Annotated in this window: 15 protein-coding genes; 11 read left to right on the top strand and 4 right to left on the bottom strand. The window is 69.3% G+C overall.

Annotation, left to right across the window (positions count from 1 at the left end; translation table 11 throughout):
• Window position 1 precedes the first annotated feature (1 nt).
• Complete coding sequence (glgC, locus tag IPN03_05620; protein MBK9373204.1) at window positions 2-1,303, bottom strand: glucose-1-phosphate adenylyltransferase; 1,302 nt, start codon at window positions 1,301-1,303, stop codon at window positions 2-4.
• A 345-nt stretch (window positions 1,304-1,648) separates the two neighbouring features.
• On the opposite strand from glgC, the gene IPN03_05615 reads away from it, so the two are divergent.
• The 3 genes from IPN03_05615 (at window position 1,649) to IPN03_05605 (ending at window position 5,421) form a co-directional block, all read left to right on the top strand.
• Window positions 1,649-2,329 carry a glycine cleavage system protein H gene (locus IPN03_05615; GenBank protein MBK9373203.1) on the top strand — a complete coding sequence of 227 codons (681 nt, stop codon included), beginning with the start codon at window positions 1,649-1,651 and terminating at the stop codon, window positions 2,327-2,329.
• Between the two features lie 130 nt (window positions 2,330-2,459).
• Complete coding sequence (locus tag IPN03_05610; protein MBK9373202.1) at window positions 2,460-3,227, top strand: sulfite exporter TauE/SafE family protein; 768 nt, start codon at window positions 2,460-2,462, stop codon at window positions 3,225-3,227.
• Between the two features lie 52 nt (window positions 3,228-3,279).
• Window positions 3,280-5,421 (top strand): hypothetical protein, encoded by a 2,142-nt coding sequence (locus tag IPN03_05605; GenBank protein MBK9373201.1) that lies wholly within the window; start codon window positions 3,280-3,282, stop codon window positions 5,419-5,421.
• Window positions 5,422-5,553: 132 nt separating this feature from the next.
• Here IPN03_05605 and IPN03_05600 read toward each other — a convergent pair whose 3' ends face one another.
• Entirely contained in the window at window positions 5,554-8,481 is a 2,928-nt protein-coding gene (locus IPN03_05600; GenBank protein ID MBK9373200.1) for a DUF3300 domain-containing protein, read from the bottom strand.
• A gap of 173 nt (window positions 8,482-8,654) precedes the next feature.
• Between IPN03_05600 and IPN03_05595 the strand changes: the two genes are divergently transcribed.
• The 8 genes from IPN03_05595 to IPN03_05560 all read left to right on the top strand — a co-directional run bounded on the left by IPN03_05595 (window position 8,655) and on the right by IPN03_05560 (window position 17,693).
• On the top strand, window positions 8,655-10,757 hold the full coding sequence (locus IPN03_05595; GenBank protein ID MBK9373199.1) for a dehydrogenase: 2,103 nt from the start codon (window positions 8,655-8,657) through the stop codon (window positions 10,755-10,757).
• 50 nt (window positions 10,758-10,807) lie between these two features.
• A complete protein-coding gene (locus IPN03_05590; GenBank protein ID MBK9373198.1) occupies window positions 10,808-12,595 on the top strand; it encodes a long-chain fatty acid--CoA ligase in 1,788 nt (595 codons plus the stop codon).
• 69 nt (window positions 12,596-12,664) lie between these two features.
• The gene (locus IPN03_05585) at window positions 12,665-13,060 is read left to right on the top strand and encodes an OsmC family protein (GenBank protein MBK9373197.1); all 396 of its coding nucleotides are present in this window, start codon (window positions 12,665-12,667) and stop codon (window positions 13,058-13,060) included.
• A 61-nt stretch (window positions 13,061-13,121) separates the two neighbouring features.
• Window positions 13,122-13,535 carry a hypothetical protein gene (locus IPN03_05580; protein ID MBK9373196.1) on the top strand — a complete coding sequence of 138 codons (414 nt, stop codon included), beginning with the start codon at window positions 13,122-13,124 and terminating at the stop codon, window positions 13,533-13,535.
• A gap of 15 nt (window positions 13,536-13,550) precedes the next feature.
• Window positions 13,551-14,207: a cytochrome c biogenesis protein CcdA gene (locus IPN03_05575; protein ID MBK9373195.1), complete on the top strand. Its 657-nt coding sequence runs from the start codon at window positions 13,551-13,553 to the stop codon at window positions 14,205-14,207.
• A 35-nt stretch (window positions 14,208-14,242) separates the two neighbouring features.
• A complete protein-coding gene (locus IPN03_05570) occupies window positions 14,243-15,235 on the top strand; it encodes an aldo/keto reductase (protein MBK9373194.1) in 993 nt (330 codons plus the stop codon).
• A gap of 64 nt (window positions 15,236-15,299) precedes the next feature.
• The gene (locus IPN03_05565; GenBank protein ID MBK9373193.1) at window positions 15,300-16,058 is read left to right on the top strand and encodes a ParA family protein; all 759 of its coding nucleotides are present in this window, start codon (window positions 15,300-15,302) and stop codon (window positions 16,056-16,058) included.
• A 102-nt stretch (window positions 16,059-16,160) separates the two neighbouring features.
• Window positions 16,161-17,693, top strand: coding sequence for an aldehyde dehydrogenase family protein (locus IPN03_05560; GenBank protein ID MBK9373192.1), 1,533 nt, complete (start codon window positions 16,161-16,163; stop codon window positions 17,691-17,693).
• Between the two features lie 31 nt (window positions 17,694-17,724).
• Here IPN03_05560 and katG read toward each other — a convergent pair whose 3' ends face one another.
• Both katG and IPN03_05550 read right to left on the bottom strand, forming a co-directional pair.
• Window positions 17,725-19,920 (bottom strand): catalase/peroxidase HPI, encoded by a 2,196-nt coding sequence (gene katG / locus IPN03_05555; GenBank protein ID MBK9373191.1) that lies wholly within the window; start codon window positions 19,918-19,920, stop codon window positions 17,725-17,727.
• A gap of 1 nt (window position 19,921) precedes the next feature.
• Window positions 19,922-20,338, bottom strand: coding sequence for a transcriptional repressor (locus tag IPN03_05550; GenBank protein MBK9373190.1), 417 nt, complete (start codon window positions 20,336-20,338; stop codon window positions 19,922-19,924).
• Window positions 20,339-20,527: the final 189 nt, after the last annotated feature.

The raw sequence follows: 20,527 nt of genomic DNA, 5'->3' as shown, positions 1-20,527 counted from the left end.
GCTACAGGGAGTAGTCCTTCGGCACGACGACGATGTAGTCGCTGCTCCCCGTCATCGAAACCGTCTTCAGCCCGCGCCCTTCGTCCGCGGCGCGGTCGTAGCCGATCGACGTGTTCTCCGAGAGGTGGACGTTCTTGTCGATGATGGCGTTGCGGACCCGGCAGTGCCGGCCAATGCTCGTCTCGGTGAGGATGCCGCCGCGGATGGACCCGCCGAGGAGGACCGATTTCTCGATCATCGCCCAGCTGTGGACGTACACCCCGCTGCCGAGCACCGATTCGCGCACCGTGGCACCGCTCACGATGACGCCGTCGGCGACGATCGAGTTGACCGCCACCCCCGTCCGGTCGGGCATCTCGTGGACGAACTTCGCGGGCGGGAAATGCCCGGGAGCCGAGAAGAGAGGGAAGTGCTCGCCGTAGACGTTGAACCTCGGGTGCGGCTGAACGAGGTCGAGGTTGGCGAGCCAGTACTGCTCGAGCGTCCCGACGTCGCGCCAGTAGTCGGAGTCGCTGGACCTCGGTACGAGCTCCTTGCGGCGCAGGCCGTCGGCCTTGACGAACTCCCACTCGGGGATCGCGTTGCGCCGCGTGAAGTCGTACGCGAAGACCGGGGTCCCCTGCCGGATGAGCATGGGAATGACGTCCTTGCCGAAATCGAGGGTGTCGTTGTCGAGGGCCTCCCGGAGGCAGTCCGCCTCGAAGAGGTAGATCCCCATAGAGGCGAGGCAGTCGGACGTGCCGGGTATCGTCTTCGGCTCCGCCGGCTTCTCCTCGAACCCGACGATCCGCCCCTCCCCGTCCACCTCCATCACGCCGAAGTTCCCCGCAGCCTCTTCCGCCGGGAGCCGGACGCAGGCGACCGTGAGACCGGCGTGCTTCTCGTCGTGGAGGGCCCTGAGGAGCCGGTAGTCCATCTTGTAGACGTGATCGCCCGAGAGGATGAGCGCCAGCCGCGGGCGCTTGTTCTCGAGGAAGTTCGCGTTCTGCCGGATGGCGTCGGCCGTTCCCTGGTACCAGCTGCTTCCGCGCTGCTGCTGGGCCGGCACCTCGTCGATGAACTGGTCGAGGCGCGAGCTGAACATGTTCCAGCCCGTCTTGAGGTGGTTGGAGAGGGAATACGACTTGTACTGCGTGAGGACGAAGATCCGCCGGAGGCCCGAGTTGACGCAGTTGGACAGGGTGAAGTCGATGATCCGGAAGATGCCCCCGAAGGGAACCGCCGGTTTCGCCCGCACGTCGGTGAGCGGCTTCAGACGCTCCCCCTGTCCACCTGCCATGACGAACGCCAGCGTGTCTTCCATCCTGCTCTCCTCTCGCGGTCTTGCCCTGCCGCGAGCTCGCCCGGCGGAGCTTAGCGTGCCGGGAACCGCGAGACGTTGCGAATCTCAGCAGCGCCGACACCCCCTGCAGCCGGTCCCGTTCTACGCGCAAGTTGCTGGGAAGGAGAAGCTTGGGTGCGTTTCCCCACGTATGCCGGGCGTTGAGGAGTTCACCACCGGCCAAGCTGCAGGACGGAGGGCGTACAGACGTAAACGACTGACCCTCGTAGCTTTATCGGCATCGCACAGCAACTGGCAGCGACCTTGCGATATCTCGTGGTGAAACGGGGCCGAGAGACATCGGACGCACCCCGCAGGAGGCACAACATGGTCGCACTGCTCGTCATCCTCACCATCGTCCTCGCGCTCGCCGTCGACAGCTTCGTCCTCGCGCGCCAGCGCCGGACCGCCAGCGTCGAAGCGCTCCAGCCGATCGTGGCGATGAAGGTGCCCCAGCCTCCCCAGGGTGTCTTCCTCGACGCCGCCCACACCTGGCTGCGCATCACCTCCGACGGCCGCCTGCGCGTCGGCATCGACGACTTCCTCGCCGAGGCCGTCGGCCAGATCGACAAGGTCGACGTCCCCGCCCAGGGAACCACCATCGAGCGCGGCAGCCCCCTCTTCACCCTCACCGTCAAGGGCCGCAAGCTCGTCATCCCCTCCCCCGCCTCCGGCACCGTCATGTCGGCCAACGACAAGGCCATGCGCGACCCCTCCGCCGTCGTCCGCGACCCCTACGGCTCCGGCTGGGTCGCCTCCATCTGGACCCGCGACCACCACGCCGCCATCGCCCCCCTGCGCATCGGCGCCGCCGCCACCCACTTCCTGCGCGAAGAGCTCCACCGCCTCGCCGACTTCATGGTCCCCTCCCGCACCATGGCCCACGTCCCCGTCATGGCCGACGGCGGACTCCCCGGCAAGGGCTCGGCCGCCAGCCTCGACGACGCCTCCTGGGACACCTTCTCCCGCGAGTTCGTCAACGCCCCCGCCCAGACCCCGATCGCCTGAACCTCCCCGCCCTCCCGTTTCCCGGCCCCGGCCGCCCTCAGGCGTCCGGGGCCCTCCGGATTTCAGGGCGAGGCCGACGACGACGACGTTTGCCAGTCCTCACCAGGCTCCCTATCCTCGCGGATCCACGATGTTCACGACGCTGCAGCTCGCCCTCGCCGCGGTGGCCGCCGTCGGCGCCGGGGCCGTCAACGCCCTGGCGGGCGGCGGCACGTTGATCACCTTCCCGATGCTGATCGCGCTGGGCGTGCCGGCCGTCGGCGCGAACGTGACGAACACGGTCGCGCTCTGCCCGGGCTACCTCGGCGGGACGATCGCCCAGAGGAACGACCTGCGAGGGCAGAAGCGTCGGCTCTGGCTCATCCTCCCGGCCAGCATCGTCGGCGGCGTCCTGGGCGGGATCCTCCTCCTGCACACCGGCGAGAAGCTCTTCCGGAGCCTCGTCCCGTGGCTCATCCTCCTTGCCTCGGGCCTCCTCGCGATCCAGGACCCGGTCCGCGCCTGGCTGCTGCGCCGGATGGGCGACGACCACTCCCACGCGGGCCTCGAGAAGTGGACGTGGCTCCCCGTGGGGCTGGCCTCCGTCTACGGCGGCTACTTCGGCGCGGGCCTGAGCGTCATCGTCCTGTCGTCGCTGGGCCTCACCGTGCACGACTCCCTCACGCGCCTGAACGCGCTGAAGCAGGCGGTCGCGTTCGCGGTCAACGTGGCGGCGGCCGTCTTCTTCCTCTTTTCGGGCCAGGTCGTCTGGCCCATGGCGGTCGTGATGGCCGCCGGCGCCCTCCTCGGTGGAACGCTCGGCGGAAAGCTCGCGGGGCGCGTAAGGCCCTCCACCCTCCGCTGGGTCGTCGTCACGGTCGGCGTCGCCATCTCGATCGTCTACTTCGTGCGCGGGTAGATACTCTCGGTCCAAAGTGCTTCGTTGGCCTCGAGATGCCAGGAGGAAGCTGATGGCCCACAGGCGTGCTTCGCGGCTCGGCGGCCTTGCGGTTCTCTTCGTGGCCTGGCCCCTCGTGGCGCCGGCGGATTCCACGCCGAACCAGGCCGGGGGTTCCTCTCGGGCGCCAGCCGGTAAGGACCTCGTCACGCTCTCGGTAAGGGCGACGTCCGCGGCCCGGTCGAAGCACTCCGATGGGGGGAGCTCCGAGCAGGACTCGATCCTGGTCACCTTCACCGAAACCGCCGTGTTCCGCATTACAGGCTCGTCCGACCGCGTCGACCTGGACCTCGTCTCCTGGCGGAACCACGTCACGGTGGAAGGCGGCGGCACACAAGTCTGGGGGGGCGACCTCCCCACGGTCACGTGGACCTACGGGCCCGGCACCCAGCCGACGAGCGCGCGCGGCAGCTTGACCCTGAGCAGGGACGGCCTCCACGGCAGCGTGAACGTCGAGGATTTCGCCTTCGGTGCAAGAGCCACGGTCAAGGCGGAGGAACCCTGGGACCAGGTGGCGATGCGCGCCTTCGGGCTCGCGAAGAATGGACGCGACGAGGCGCTCCACTCCGGCAGTCCCACCGTCGTCACACCCATGCGCCGCCAGCTCGACTTCACCCTCCCGGCGCAGGGAAACCCCCGGCAGGTCTCGGGTCACGGCAGCGCCGACCTCCGGGGACTGGGCGACGGTTTCACGAGCGGGACGTTCACCGTCGACTACACCGTCACCCTCGGTCCGCCTCCTCCCGACGAGCCGAGGCGCAGGAAGAGGATGACCATCGTTCCTCTCGATCGGGCCGCGTACGAGAAGTGGGTCCCCTCTCCCCTCTTCGATCGCACGTCCGGGAGCGAGACGGTCGGCGTGAAGGCGGAGCTGCACGCCGCGAAGCCCGACGATTCGAAGCCCTCCGGCCGCATCGACTTCACCCTTCGCAACGTGAGCCGGCAGCGGGGCGAGTGCGGGAACTTCCCCCGGAGCCCCTCGGAGAAACCGGACCTGCGCTTCGCCGCGGAGCAGCCCGAGGGCATCCAGGTCGACCCGGACGGGCAGCACGCCTTCACGACGGAGAAGGTCAGCGAGGCCGTCGTGATGGTCGCCTCGGAGGACGGCGGCGCCTGGGGAGGCGTCCAGGCCGTCTGCAAGGAGCTGCGGCTGACGGCCGAGGAGCCCGAGACAGCGCGCCAGGAGCTCCTCGTGCCGAAGGACGACAACGACAACCACGTGGCGGACGCCTGGGAGGAGGAGAAGGGGATCCTGAAGGAGAACCGGCCCGGGGAATGGGACGGCGACGAGGTCTCGGGCCAGGACTTCAAGGGTGACGGAATCACCCTCTTCAACGAGTACCGGGGGCTCGCGTTCCCCGAGGGCAAGAGCGGACACACGTTCCGGCGTCTCGAGCCCGGCACGAAAGAGATGTTCCTCCTCGATTCGGGCAACGCCTTTCCGATGGCGAAGTGGGAAGCGATCACGGCGATCCGCGCCTACCGCCTGAACGACTCTCTCGTCGATCCCGCCGGGAATCCCGGACCGGGGGAAAGCCCCCTCGTGAACTTCAACGCCGATGACCGGGGAACGCACCCCTTCTACGCCCTGATGATCAAGGTCGGACCTGTTCCCGGGGAATGCGGCCCCAATCCGGCCTGTGCCGTCCTCTCGCTCGACGGACTGCCCTGGTGCATCCGGAACGCGGAGGCGGTCTACGTGGATCCGTCACGGTTCCAGCTCCGCATCGAGGAGGACTACCGGTGGCTCGACAGGGCCATCCTCCAGCCCGACTCGGCCGAAGGGCGGGAGCTGAGGAACGAAGGCCCGGCGGCGAGCATTCCCTTGGAGGACGCAGATCGAGCCTGGTCCCTCCTCGCGAACCCCGACCTGCGGAAGCGGGTTGCCGGCAAGCTACAGACGGCGGTCTTCCTGCACGAAGTAGGGCACGTCGTCGGCACGACCGACCACGAGTCCCCGCCCAGGGGGCAGGAAGACGTGGCCCGGTCGTGCCTCATGTTCATCCAGGGGGATTGGGGCCGCCGCCGGACCCTCGTCAACACCGCTCTCGGCCGTGGGGATCCGGACCTGGCCTACCCCTACCGTGGCTTCTGCCGGGACGTGCGTGGTCCCGGGTACCGCTGCTACCGGAGTCTGAAGGTCAAGGACTGGTAGCGACCAGGGCGACCCTTCGCGGGGCGCCTGAGAGAACCCGCAGAAGGGCGGGGCGACGAATCGCCCCGCCCCCGAGCGCTCCCGAGGCTCCCCGATCGATTCGCCCCGCGGCGGCCAGGCCGCGGGAACAGGTCAGTGGCGGCGGCCTCCACCGGACGAGCTTCCACCCGAGCTGCGGCCACCGGACGATCCGCGCGAGCTACCGCTACCGCCGGACCTCTGCGACATCCCGCCTCCGGAGCTTCGCCCCGAGCCGCTGGACGTGGACATACGCGGCGCCGTCTGGAAACCGCGCGACGGAGCCGAGGACGAAGACGAACGCGGCGCAGCCGAGTAGCTCCGGGAGGGAGCCGAATGGCTCGGTGACGAAGCCGAGTACCGGGGCGAGGACTCCGGGTAACGCGGCGACGAGGCCGAGCTGCGGGGCGACGACGCCGTGTAGCGCGGAGATGAGGCCGAGCTGCGGGGCGCGGGTGCCGAATATCTTGCCGCCGAGCGCTGGCCCTGGGACAGGCCCTGCGGGCTGCGCCGCTGTTCTCCCGTCGAGCTCCACCCTCGATCCGCCCCACTGGTGCGCGGGACCGACGCTGTCGTCCGGTTTCCGGCACGCAACCCTTGATCGGGAGCGGCACTGCGAGAGCCCGGATTCTCCGTCCGGTTCCCGGCGCGCCAACCCTGATCCGTTCCGCCGCGCCGAAGTCCCGACGCTTCCGTCCGGTTCCCGGATCGCCAACCCTCGTCCGTTCCGCCGCTTCGAGAACCCGAAGTCATCGTTCGGCTCCCGGACGGCGACGCCGCCAGGTTTCCCGACCGTCCCGAGGTCCCGGAGTTCGTCATCGTCGACCGTGAAGTCTGCGAGCCGCCGCGATTCTGACCGCCGCGCCCACCGCCCGCGTAAGGGACTCCCTTGCGGTGGCCCCCGTCGTGCTGCCAGTTCTCCCGGCCGCCATGTCCTCCGGCCTGCTTCCCGCCGTTGTGGCCTCCGTTGTGGCCTCCGTTGTATCCGCCGTCGTGGCCGCCGTAGTAGCTGCCGTGGCGACCGTAGTTGTAGCCGCAGTGCCGGAAGAACGCGTTGTTGACGTAGACGGATCCCCCGTACCAGTTCGGACCCCAACCCCAGCCCAGGCCCCAGGACCAGCCGCCGAACCAGAATCCGACGTTGATTCCCGGGCCGTAGCCGTAGCCATAGCCGTACGCGAGCGACGGATAGCCGCCCCACGCCGGCGATCCCCAGACGTAGTACGGGTCGTACTGCGGCACGTAGATCACTTCCGGATTGGCCGGCACGATCTCGATGACGGTCCGTCCTTCCTCGGCCACGGCCGAGACCGTCTGCTGCTCGTCGGATGCGAGCCTGCCCGCCGCCTGGGCCTGCGTGCGCAACCGCTGCACCGCGACCATGACGTCCGACTCCTGCGCAAGGAAGGCGTTACCCAGTTCCGTGGTCCACTGGACGTCCTGGCTCAGCGTCGAGAGGGCGTCCGGAAAGGCCACCAGACCCTGGACACTGGCGTCCCAGGGTTGCTGCCTGGCCGCGTCCATCAGCTTCTGACCCTGCAGGAGCTCGTTTCTCCGCAGCCACTGCTGCGCCTGCACGACCTCCAGCGGATAAGTGCTCGCGACGAGGACCTGGCTGAGCAGGGCGTCGGGATAGAGGGCGATGGGGGCCACGAGGTCGGAGAGCTGGGCCATCGTCAGGCTCGGGACCTGGCTCAGGGCCCGGTTGCCGACCTCGGCAGGAGACACCTGCCCCTGCGCCATCGAAAGCGCAGGGATCCCCGAGATCGCCACCACGAAGCAGATTCGCCGCAACATCCTGTTTTCCATGTGACCTCCAGCCCTGTCCGTGACTTTCTCGTGACCAGACGCCGCCATGAGGACTCGGCCGGGCTCGCCGCTCCCCATGGACCCGGCGGGGATAGCGCAAGACCCGCGCCAGAGTGAATGTCCCTTCGTGGAGACCCTCGCAGGCGGGAGGTCGGGCGAAGCGGAGGGTGCCCGCCGTCCTCGCGCTCTAAACGCCCGGGAGAGATCCTCGGGGCTCCGGACGTCCCTGGAGAACCCCTCGCCCTCTCGTGCCACCGTCCGTTCCAGGGCCCTTCCCATGGGCGCAGTCAGCGGGAAGAAGGTGAAGGTCGCACGTCCCTTCGGGGTTCTGGCGTGAAGCACATAGCCGGTGAGGCGCGGGGCGAGCACCGGCCTCCCGTCGGCCCAGGAGACCCGCGCCAGCCGGGTGCGGAACCAGGCGCGGCAGGCGAAAACGGCGCCGCCCGGGACCACCGCCAAGAAGCCGGGAGTCCAGCGCGGGATGCCGGGCAGCGAGCTCACGTACGCGGGGAGGATGAGGCCCTCCTCTCCGGTGAGGACGCCGTTCTCGGCAAAGGCGAGGGTCACGGACTCGGGCAGGTGGGAGGTGTCGAGGCCGGGCAGCTGCCGGTCGACGACCTTGTGCTGCAGGAGGTAGACGATCGCCGCCATGCGGGACCGGAGCAGCCTCCAGCCGAGGGGCGCGACGACAGCCAGGAGCGCCAGTCCGACGACGACCACGACCAGCGTGGCCTCGGGGTATGCGAGCGCGAGGGGTGCAATCGTGAACGCCGCGACGTCCTCCAGCAGGCTGAGGCCGATGCCACCGCCCACCGCGTGCGCTCCGGTGCCGGCGCTCGCGAGGCGTGTCCCGGCTTTCCCGGCGTGCGTCGAGAGGGACACGCCGCCCGCGAGGAGGAGGAGCGGGACCTCCAGAGCCTGCGGCATGTTCGCCCCGGAGACAGCGGTCCACGTGATCAGGACGGCTCCGAGCGGCCTGACGAACGTGTGGACGGCATCCCAGACATGGTCCACCGCGGGGATCTTGTCGGCCAGGAACTCGATGACGTAGAGCAGCCCGGCGACTCCCAGGACGACCGGGTGCGCGAGCGCCGAGAGCCCCTCGAGCCCGGGCGGCAGGCGAACCCAGCCCATCCGGACCGCCAGGCCCGTCATCAGGACGGTGGCGTAGAGGTTCAGTCCCGCCGTGAAGCTGAGCCCCAGCGTGGTACCCAGGAGAGCCAGAGTCTTCATCCCGCGCGCTCCTCGAGGCCGTCTCGTGCCCGAGCCCCCGGGTCGATGTTATCTCCGCGAACGCACGCAACGGCAACGACACGCGCTACGATTCCGAGGGCACCCGGTCCGCTCGGGCGAAGCGCCGGTTCGACGTGCCCACCCCCGAAGACGGGCCCCGGCGGGAGGACGAGATGAAGACAGCCGTTGGCGTCAGCCTGGGCTCGGGCGAGCACAACTTCGAGCTCGAGACGGACTTTCTGGGCCGGCGTCTCAAGGTGTGGCGGCTCGGGACGGACGCCAGCATGACCAAGACCGTGGCTTTGTTGAAGAGCTGGGAGCGGACCGCCGACGCGATCGGCATCGGCGTCGTGAACGACAGGTACACGCTTCCCTCGCGGCGCTACCAGGAGAAGGACATCGCGCAGCTGACGAGCGCCGTGACGCGCGTCCCCGTCACCTCGGGATCGCGCCTCGCCGACATCCTCCAGGAATGGGCCGTGCGCCACGTCCAGAACACGCTCGGCTCCTACTTCACGAACGCCAACGTCCTCTTCTTCTCGGGAATGTCGAACCTCAAGCTCGCGCAGACCGTGCACGAGTACACGCAGAACGTCAGTTTCGCCGATCCGCTGCTCCAGCTCGGCATCCCCAAGCTCCTGACCTCGCTGGACGCGCTCCGGCTCTACTCCGCCGGCGCCCACCACGTGCTCGACTGGGCATTGCCCGGGGTGATGTCGTCGGACCTGATGAAGGAGTGGAGCCGCTTCCTGCTGCGAAAGGCGATCCACGGGGCCACGGTCGTCGTGGCCCCCGTACACGACCTCGACGACTTCGACCGGGATGACCTCGCCGGCAAGACCGTCGTCACCTCCACCGTCGGCGACGAGCGCCTCGCGAAGCTGAGGGACAAGGGCGTCGCGATGGTGGTCGACGGGTCGCCGTTCCTGTTCGACCACGTGATCGCGCCGAGTCTCCTGGACGCCATGATCATCGCGGCGACGGGCAAGCGGCCCGGGGAGCTCCTCGAGGACGACTACCTGGAGATCCTCACCCGGCTGGAGGTCGAGCCGCGGGTCCTCTACCCCAACGGCTTCAAGCGCGTCAACCGCTTCGCCTTCGTCATCCACCCGCTCTCGCAGGAGTACTTCAAGAAGGTCAAGCCGATCGAGCTGCTCTCCCAGGTGTCGCCGCCGGTCTTCATGGACACCCTCGAGAAGGCGATGGCCTACATGCCGCCCTTCGTCTACTCGAAGGTGACCGGCATCCGGTCCCCCACCGGCGTGGAGGCCGAAGGCTGGCTCATCTCCGTCGGGGGAACGCCGAGGGAGATCATGAGCCACGACCCGGAGTTCACGTACCGCCGCCTGCTGGACGCCGCGAAGATCGCCAAGCAGCTCGGCGCGCAGATCATGGGCCTGGGCGCCTTCACGAAGGTCGTGGGCGACGCGGGCGCCACGGTCGCGAGGCAGGCGCCCCTGCCGATCACGACCGGCAACAGCTACAGCGCCTCCGGCGCGCTCTGGGCGGCGCGCGACGCGCTCCTGCGCCTCCGGCTCCTCCCCGCGCCGAAACCCGACGGGAAGATCGCGATGAAGGCGATGGTCGTGGGAGCCACCGGGGCCATCGGCTCGGTCTGCGCCCGCCTGCTGGCGATGGCCGCGGACGAGGTCTACATGGTGTCGCCCGAGACGGCCAAGCTCCTCTCGGTCAAGGAGTCGATCCTCAGGGAGACACCCGACGCGAAGCTCTTCCTCTCGTCGCGCGCCGACAAGGACATCGCCGACATGGACGTGATCGTCACCGCGACCTCGGGGGCCGGCAAGAAGATCCTCGACATCATGAAGGTCAAGCCCGGTTGCGTGATCACCGACGTGGCGCGCCCGCTCGACCTGCCGCCGAGCGAGGTCGCAAAGCGCCCGGACGTCCTCGTGATCGAGTCGGGCGAGATCCACCTTCCCGGCGACGTGAAGATGAAGAACATCGGCCTGCCGGAGAACGTCGCCTACGCCTGCCTCGCCGAGACGATCGTCCTCGCGCTCGAGGGAAAGTTCGAGAGCTACACGGTCGGCCGCGACATCGAGTGGGAGAAGGTCCGCGAGATCTACCGACTCGGCCTCAAGCACGGGATGCAGCTCGCCGCCATTTCCGGGGTCAACGGCCCCTACTCCGACGCGGACATCGATCGCGTGCGCGAGCTCGCGCTCGCCGCGCGGGCGCGGGCCGCGGCGTCGCGGATGCCGCCGAAGGCGGCCACCCGGGCGGGACGGGCCCCGGCCCGGAGAAAGCGGCCATGACGGCTGCCGACCTCGGGGAGCACCCCGTCACAACCGAAGGGAGGAGCACCATGGCTCTGGTCCATCTGTCACGCCTGATCCGGGAATCGGCGGCTCGTTTCGGCCCGCGTGAGGCGATGCGCACCCGCGACCCCCAGGGCTGGCGCTCCATCACCTACGCCGAGCTCGCAACGCGCGTCGAGGCCATGGCGCGCGCCCTGGTCAGCGCCGGCATCGCAGCCGGAGACCGGGTGGCGATCTTCGCGCCGAACGGACCCGACTGGGCCATCGCCGACTTCGGTGTGCTGATGGCCGGCGCCGTCGGCGTGCCCATCTACGCGACGGACACGAGCAAGCAGGCGGAGCAGGTCTTCCTCGACTCCGGCGCGAAGCTCGTCTTCGTCGGCGGACAAGAGCAGCACGACAAGGTGATGGCGTTCGAGTCGGGCGCGCCCGCGCTCGTCGCGTTCGACCCGGCGACGCGCCTTTCCGGTCCACGCTCCTCGTCGCTCGCCGACTTCCTCGCCCGCGCCACGCCCGAGAGCGCCGCCCAGGTCGAGACCCGCCTGGCCGCGGCGAGGCTCGAGGACCTCGCCACCATCATCTACACCTCGGGGACCACGGGCGACCGCAAGGGCGCCATGCTCACCCATGCCAACTTCGCTTCGCAGTTCCGCGCTCTCGACGAGCGTTTCGAGTTCGGCCCCGAGGACCGCAGCCTCTGCTTCCTGCCGCTGAGCCACGTCTACGAGCGCGCCTGGTCGTACTTCGTATTTCGCAGCGGCGCGGCCAACGTGTACGTGCGTGACCCCAAGGACGCCGTCACGGCCATGCCCGAGGTCCGGCCCACCGCGATGGTGAGCGTCCCGCGGCTCTACGAGAAGGTCTTCGCCGCCATACAGGACCGCGTCTCGAAGAGCTCGCCCCTGCGCAGGCGCCTGTTCCGCTGGGCGCTCGGCGTGGGCTCGGCTTTCGAGCACGCGAGCCGCACCGGCCAGCGGGTGAGCCCTGCGCTCAGGGTGCGGCACGCGCTCGCCGACAAGCTGGTCCTCTCGAAGATCAGGGAGGCCGTGGGCGGCGACAAGAGGTTCTTCTCGGCCGGCGGCGCGCCGCTGAGCAAGGAGATCGAAGAGTTCTTCCTTTCGGTGGGCCTCCTCGTCTGCCAGGGCTACGGCCTCACCGAGACCTCGCCCATGGTCACCTGCAACGCACCCGGCGCCTTCCGCTTCGGCACCGTCGGCCGCCCCATCCCGGGCTGCGAGGTGCGGATCGGCGACGCGGGCGAGGTGCAGGTGCGTGGCGACAACGTGATGAAGGGCTACTGGGGCAAGCCCGCCGAGACCGCCGCGGCGTTCCAGGACGGGTGGTTCAAGACCGGCGACGTCGGCGTGCTCGAGCCGGACGGCTACCTGCGCATCACGGATCGCATCAAGGACCTCATCATCACCTCGCAGGGCAAGAACGTCGCGCCCCAGCGCGTCGAAGGGATGCTCGCCGGGCACCCCCTGCTCGAGCAGGTCGTCGTCATCGGCGACCGGCGGAGCTTCCTCAGCGCCCTCATCGTGCCGAACTTCCCGGCGCTCGAGGAGCGCGCGAGGAAGGACGGGATCCCCTTCTCCTCGCGCGAGGAGCTGGCGAACCGTCCCGAGGTCGAGGCCATCTACAGGCAAGTCCTTCTCGAGCGCTCGAGCGAGCTCGCCGGCTACGAGCAGATCAAGCGCTTCAAGGTGCTGCCGCGGGAGCTGACGCAGGACGCCGGGGAGCTCACGCCCACCCTCAAGGTCCGGCGGCGCGTGGTCGAGCAGCACTACGGCGACACCATCGACGCCATGTACGGCCCCGTCGACATAACTATATAACCATTTAGTGCTATGCTTCCCGGGGCGGACCTGCCGCCAGCACCCACATCGAGAAGGGGAACGGAACCGATGGCCAGCAACATGGAGATCACTTTCCCGGGAGGCGTCGCCGTCGAGGCTCACTTCGAGGGGACCACGATCAGGACCGACCAGCCCGTGCGCCACGGAGGCGGCGGAACGGCACCCGCCCCCTTCGAGCTCTTCCTGGCCTCGATCGGCACCTGCGCCGGGTTCTACGCGCTGCGGTTCTGCCAGGAAAGGGAGATCCCCACCGAGGGGATGTCCGTCTCGATGGCCTGGGAGCGCAACCCCGACACGAAGCTCATTTCCGACATCAGGATCCAGATCTCCCTTCCCCCCGGCTTTCCCGAGAAGTACCGGACCGCCGTCGTCCGCGCCGCCGACCAGTGCGCCGTGAAGAGGCACCTGGTGGAAGCGCCGGCGATCCACACCGTCGCGGTCTGACGCCCTGACGGGGGCGGCGGGGGCCCCCCCCTCTCCCCCGGCCCCCCCCGGGGGGGGCGACATGACCTCTACACGGAGACCCTTCACCCCCGGCCGTTTCCTGCTCGTTCTCCTCGCGGCCGTCGTGTCGGTCCCCCTTGGCGCTGCGCCGGCCCCGCCTTCCGGGACGAAGCCGTCGACGCCGAGCGCACCCAAGCCGACCCTCTACTTCTTCATGAATCCGGGCGGCAGCCCGTGCCGCACCCAGGACGAGATCCTCGTGGCGAGCCGGGCCCGGTGGGAGCCGCTCGCGGCCCTTCGCTACGTCCGCACGGACGTCCCCGCCGACCGCGAGGCCTTCTACAGGTTCGGCGTCCGCTCCCTCCCGAACCTGATCCTCGTCGGTGCCGACGGCAGGGAGGTTCACCGCTACTCCCCCGGTATCCAGTCGGCCGAGACCATCCTGTCGGGCATCCGCGAGAAGTCGGGCCGCTGAGTCGGGGGCGCCGGAGTGGATTCGCCCGCCGGGTTCAGCCTGGCCAACGCCGTCTTCGCCATCGGAGCGGGCCTCGCCAGCATCGTCTCCCCGTGCGTCCTTCCGGTTCTGCCGATCGTGATGGCGGGCCAGCCGGGAGAGCACCGGTTCCGCCCGCTCGCGATCGTGACCGGGCTGATGTCCGCATTCGTTCTCATGGGGGCCCTCTCGTCGCTCTTCGGCGCCGTGGTCGGGCCGCTCCTCGTGCGACTGGAGAAGCCGGTCGCCGTCCTCATCGGCGTCATCGGCATCCTCGTCCTGGCGGACGTCAACCCGTTCAAACGCTTGCAGGTCGGCATCTCCGCGAATCGCACGAAAGGTCTCTGGTCGGGCGCAGTCCTGGGCGCGTCTCTCGGGCTCGTCTGGATCCCCTGCGTCGGCCCGTTCCTCAGCGCGATCCTCGGCATGGTCGCGGCCAGGGCCCAGCTGGGCGAAGGCATGGCACTCCTCGGCTTCTACAGCCTCGGGTTCGCGCTGCCGATGCTCGTCGCGGCGTACGCCTCCCAGGCCTTTCGGGAGAAGACCTCTTTCCTGCGCACCCGACCCCTGCTCGTGAGACTGGTGAGCGGGGGCCTTCTCATCGGGCTTTCCGCCTGGATCCTCGTCAAGGGGCTCTACGGGTCCCCCTGGTGAGCCCCACTCCATAGTCCACCGAACAGGAGGATGGCGTGCAGAAACGCGTGCTCGGCAGGAACGGACTCGAAGTCTCCGCCCTCGGCCTCGGCTGCATGGGGATGAGCTTCTCGTACGGCCCGCCCCGGAACAGGCAGGACATGACCTCGCTCCTCCACGCGGCCGTCGATCGCGGCGTCACCTTCTTCGACACCGCCGAGGTCTACGGCCCGTACACGAACGAAGAGCTCGTGGGGGAAGCCCTCGCTCCCTTCCGCGGGCGGGTGGCCATCGCCACGAAGTTCGGATTCAAGCTGGGCGAGGCGGGAGGGCCGTGGGCGGGCCTCGACAGCCGGCCGGAGCACATCCGGGAGGTCGCGGAGGCCTCGCTCGGGCGGCTCAGGGTCGAGACGATCGACCTCTTCTACCAGCACCGCGTCGACCCCCAGGTCCCGATCGAAGACGTCGCCGGGGCCGTCAAGGAGCTGATCCAGCAGGGCAAGGTCAGGCATTTCGGCCTCTCCGAAGCCGGCGTGGGGACGATCCGCCGCGCGCACGCGGTCCAGCCCGTCACCGCGCTCCAGAGCGAGTACTCGCTCTGGTGGAGGGAGCCCGAGGTCGACGTGCTGCCGACCCTCGAGGAGCTCGGGATCGGATTCGTTCCCTACAGCCCGCTCGGCAGGGGGTTCCTCACCGGAAGGATGGACGAGAAGACCGAGTTCGCCGCCACCGACTTTCGCAGCGGGCTCCCCCGCTTCAAGCCCGAAGCCATGAAGGCGAACCGGGGCCTCGTCGACCTGCTCGCCGCCATCGGGTCGGTCCGGGGGGCGACCCCCGCCCAGATCGCGCTCGCCTGGCTGCTCGGGCAGAAGCCCTGGATCGTGCCGATCCCGGGGACCACGAAGCTGAACCGCCTGGAAGAGAACCTCGGAGCGACCCAGATCGAGCTGACGGCCGAGGACCTCCGCCAGATCGACACGGCCGCCGCGGAGATCCCGGTGCACGGAGCCCGGTACCCCGAACACCTTCAGAAGCTCGTCGGTCGCTGACAGCCCGCCGGCGCGCCGGTTCGAGCCGGCGGACGTCACCGTGTCAGAATTCCGGCGGTCTCCGATGCGAAAAAGACGGCTCCTCGCGATCTCCGCCCTCAAGGGCGGCGTGGGAAAGACGACCACGGCCGTCAACCTGGCGGCCGCCTGCGCGCGGGCCGGGCGCAGGGTACTGCTCGTGGACGTCGACCCGCAGGGGTGCGTGGGCTCTTCGATCGGGCTCGGCGGCGACGTGGGCCTCGACGCCTGGCTCGTCGGTGAGGCGGCGTTCGAGGACGTCGTCGCGCGAGAGAACCGGCCGAACCTCGACGTGGTCGTGGCGGGAGCCCGGCTCCTGGCCGCGGAGGACCAGCTGCGCGAGAAGGGGAAGGAAAAGCGGCGTCACAGGCTCGAGCGGCGCCTCGGGGACCTCGACGGGGAGGACTACGACGTCGTCCTCCTCGACTGCCCTCCCTCCGCCTCGCTCCTCCTCGAGAACGCCTGGTTCGCCGCCCACGAGCTCATCCTGCCTGCCAAGCTCGAGCCGCTCTCGCTGCCCGCCCTCGAGCGCACGAAGCGGTTCGTGGCGGCAATCGACGCGGACCGGCCGAAGCCGCTGCGGATCGACGGCGTCCTGCCGACCTTCTACGACCTGAGGACCCGCGTGTCGGACGAGACGCTCGACGCGATCCGCGAGAGATTCACGAAGATCCTGTCCCCCATCCGGATCAACGCGGCGCTCGCCGAAGCACCCCGGACGGGAAAGACGATCTACGAGCTCGACCCCTCCGCGCGGGGCGCGGTCGACTACGCGCTCCTCGCCGAGGATCTCGGCCTCGTCTGAGCCCGCGGCGCCTCATGACTCGTAGTCATTCAATGGATGAAAACAATGAGCTATGTGAATAGCTCACGACCCTCTATAACGGGCGCCCTGGAGGTACGGGACATGGCCACGACGCAGAAGACGGCGAGCATCCTTTCCGGACTGGGAATCGAAGAGCGGAACCTCGGCGGCTTCGCGGGCGAGTGGATCGGCAGCGGCAAGGCCCAGGCGGTGGTCTCCCCGGTGGACGGCGAGCTCCTGGCCACGGTGGTGAACGTCACGAAGGACGAGTTCGACACGATTCTCGCCCGCTGCCACGGTGCCTTCGCCGGCTGGCGGACGGTCCCGGCTCCCAAGCGGGGCGAGGTGGTCAAGGCGATCGGCGACGAGCTGCGGCTCCACAAGGACGCCCTCGCCCGGCTCGTCTCCCTCGAGATGGGCAAGACGCTCCGCGAGGGCCTCGGCGAGGTCCAGGAGATGATCGACATCTGCGACTTCGCCGTCGGCCTCAGCCGGCAGCTCTACGGGCTGACCATGCCCAGCGAGCGGCGCCGGCACCGGCTCCAGGAGCAGTGGCACCCGCTGGGCGTCGTCGGCGTCATCACCGCGTTCAACTTCCCCGTCGCCGTCTGGAGCTGGAACGCCGCGCTCGCGCTCGTCTGCGGCGACACCGTGCTCTGGAAGCCCTCCAGCAAGACACCCCTCACCGCCCTCGCCGTCACGCACCTCGCGCAGCGCGTGCTCGAGCGGCACGGCTTCGACCCGGCCATCTGCAGCCTGGCGATCGGGAGGGGGAGCGACATCGGCGACCTGATCAACACCGACCCCCGGGTGGCGCTCGTCTCCTACACCGGCTCCGTGCCCGGCGGCCGTCACGTGGGCAAGCTCGTGCAGGAACGCTTCGGCCGCCTGATCCTCGAGCTGGGCGGCAACAACGCGGTGATCGTGAGCGAGAAGGGCGACCTCGAGATCGCCCTCAAGGCCATCTACTTCGGCGCCATCGGAACATCCGGCCAGCGCTGCACGTCGACGCGGCGGGTCATCGTGCACGCGTCGATCTACGAGACCTTCGTGGAGCGCCTGAAGGCGCTCTACGAGGCGACGACGATCGGCGACCCGCTCGACGACGAGCACCTCATGGGGCCCCTGGTGGACGGCTCGGCCGTGGTGACCATGCTGCAGGCCATCGAGACGGCGAAGGGCCAGGGCGCGCGCGTGGCCTGCGGCGGCGAGAGGCTGGACCTCCCCGGTGGCTGCTACGTGACGCCGTGCCTGGTGGAGGTGGCGGGCAACCTGCCCATCGTCCAGGAGGAGACCTTCGCCCCTGTGGTCTACGTCATGCCGTACCGGACCCTGGAGGAGGCGATCGCGCTGCAGAACGGGGTGCCCCAGGGCCTCTCCAGCGCCATCATCACGAACGACTTCGTCGAGAGCGAGATCTTCCTTTCCGTCGAGGGGAGCGACTGCGGGATCGCGAACGTCAACACCGGAACGAGCGGCGCCGAGATCGGCGGGGCGTTCGGGGGCGAGAAGGAGACCGGGGGCGGGCGCGAGAGCGGCTCCGACGCCTGGAAGGCCTACATGCGCCGCCAGACGAACGCCCTGAACTTCAGCGGCCGGATCGAGCTGGCGCAGGGGATCGAGCTGGAGCTCTGAACGGCTCGATCCCCTGCCGCCACCGCGACGATCAGCCGATGTCGAAGCGGTCCAGGTTCATGACCTTGTTCCAGGCCGCCACGAAGTCGCGCACGAACTTCTCCTTCGCGTCGTCCTGCGCGTAGACCTCGGCGAGGGCGCGCAGCTGCGAGTTCGAGCCGAAGACGAGGTCCACGCGGGTGCCGGTCCACCGGAGCTCGCCCGTCGTGCGGTCGCGCCCTTCGAAGGTCTCCCCTGCCTCGGACGTCACCTTCCACGTGGTCCCCATGTCGAGCAGGTTGACGAAGAAGTCGTTCGTCAGGGCCCCGGCCCGCTTCGTGAAGACGCCGTGCGGCGAGCGGCCCACGTTGGCGCCGAGCACGCGCAGGCCGCCGACGAGGACCGTCATCTCCGGCGCGCTCAGCGTCAGGAGCTGCGCCTTGTCGACGAGCATCTCCTCGGCCGGCGCTCCGAGCCCCTTCCTCTGGTAGTTGCGGAAGCCGTCGGCGATCGGCTCGAGGACCGCGAACGACTCCACGTCGGTCTGCTCGGGCGTGGCGTCGGTGCGGCCCGGCGTGAAGGGGACCTCGACGGCGTGCCCCGCGGCCTTCGCCGCCGCCTCGACGGCCGCGCCGCCGGCGAGGACGATCAGGTCGGCCAGGGAGATCTTCTTTCCGCCCGCCTGGGCATTGTTGAACTCTTTCCGGATCCCTTCGAGAACGCCCAGCACCTTCGCAAGCTGCGCCGGCTCGTTGGCCTCCCAGTCCTTCTGCGGCGCGAGGCGGATCCGCGCGCCGTTGGCGCCGCCGCGCATGTCCGAGCCGCGGAAGGTCGAGGCCGAAGCCCAGGCCGTGGCGACGAGCTCGGCCACCGGCAGGCCGGAGGCGAGGACCTTCGCCTTCAGCGCGGCGACGTCCTTCGCGTCGACGAGCGGGTGGTCGACGGCGGGGACCGGGTCCTGCCAGATCAAATCCTCGGCCGGGACCTCCGGGCCGAGGTAGCGGACCTTCGGCCCCAGGTCGCGGTGCGTCAGCTTGAACCAGGCCCGGGCGAACGCGTCGGCGAACGCCTGCGGGTCCGCGTGGAAGCGGCGCGAGATCGGCTCGTAGATCGGGTCGAAGCGCAGCGACAGGTCGGCCGTCGTCATCATGGGCCGGTGCGTCTTCGACGGGTCGTGGGCGTCGGGAATCATGTGTTCCGGCTTGACGTCCTTTGCCAGCCACTGCCACGCGCCGGCGGGGCTCTTGACGAGCTCCCACTCGTAGCCGAACAGCATGTCGAAGTAGCCCATGTCCCACTTCGTCGGGTTCGGCTTCCAGGCGCCCTCGATGCCGCTCGTCGTCGTGTGGACGCCCTTGCCGGTCCCGAGCGCGTTCTTCCAGCCGAGGCCCTGCTCCTCGATCGGGGCCGCCTCGGGCTCCGGACCGACGAGCTTCGGGTCGCCCGCGCCGTGCGCCTTGCCGAACGTGTGGCCGCCGGCCACGAGGGCGACGGTCTCCTCGTCGTTCATCGCCATGCGGGCGAAGGTCTCGCGCACGTCGCGGCCCGAGGCCACGGGGTCGGGCTTGCCGTTGGGGCCCTCGGGGTTCACGTAGATCAGGCCCATCTGCACGGCGGCCAGCGGGTTCTCGAGTTCGCGATCGCCGCTGTAGCGCTCGTCGCCGAGCCAGGTCTTCTCCCGGCCCCAGTTGATGTCCTCCTCGGGCTGCCAGATGTCCGCGCGGCCGCCGCCGAAGCCGAACGTCTGGAAGCCCATCGACTCGAGAGCGCAGTTGCCGGCGAGGATGATCAGGTCGGCCCAGGAGATCTGGTTGCCGTACTTCTGCTTGACGGGCCAGAGGAGGCGTCGCGCCTTGTCGAGGTTGCCGTTGTCGGGCCAGCTGTTGACCGGCGCGAAGCGCTGGTTGCCGGTGCCGCCGCCACCGCGCCCGTCCGAGATGCGGTAGGTGCCCGCGCTGTGCCAGGTCATCCGGATGAAAAGGCCCCCGTAGTGGCCCCAGTCGGCCGGCCACCACTCCTTCGAATCGGTCATGAGGGCGTAGAGGTCCTTCTTCAGGGCCGCCAGGTCGAGCTTGCCGAACTCCTCGGCGTAGTCGAAGCCGGGGCCCATCGGGTTCGACGCGGGGGCATGCTGGTGGAGGATCCCCAGGTTCAGCTGGTTGGGCCACCAGTCGCGGTTCGTCGTGCCGCGGCCGGCAACGGGGTGGCTGGAAGCACCTGTGAACGGGCACTTGCCGCTTTCGCTCATTTCATCCTCCTCGGGTTCCGGGTTGGCGTTTGTCTTTCGACGTTTCCTGGCCGCGCTGGCAGGCCGCACAGAGCCCGCGCACCTCGACGTGCGCTTCCACGACGCTGCCGAGCCGCTTGATGGAGTCGGGGACGCGGAGGCCGTCGAGCTCGGCGCTCTCGAAGTCGCGCACCAGCCCGCAGCGCACGCAGGAGAAGTGGTGGTGCCGGTCGAGGTTCGCGTCGAACCTCACGCCGTCGCCTCGCGGCCCGAGCGTCGTGACGAGCCCGAGGTCGTGGAGCATCCAGAGCGTGCGGTAGACCGTGTCGAGCGACACGGTCGGCATCCTCAGCTGGACGGCGCGGAAGATGGTTTCCGCGTCGGGGTGCTCCTCCGTCCCCGCCAGCTCCCGGAAGATCTCGAGCCGCTGGTGGGTGATCTTGAGGCCCGCCTCCCGGGCAACGACCTCGAGGTGCCGGAGCCTTCTCTTGCTGCCGCCGCTGGGTCCGCTCTGCGCATACTTCCTAGTTGCGGATTAGCCGCAAGTAGGAACATATCCGGAGAGGTCGATCCCGTCAATCGGAGCTCGGCAGCTCGGGCCCGTCGGGGTCCTTCGCCTATACTTTCT

It is taken from the genome of Holophagales bacterium (genome assembly GCA_016719485.1).
GTDB lineage: Bacteria > Acidobacteriota > Thermoanaerobaculia > UBA5066 > UBA5066 > UBA5066.
This window is presented reverse-complemented; position numbering and strand designations above follow the sequence as displayed.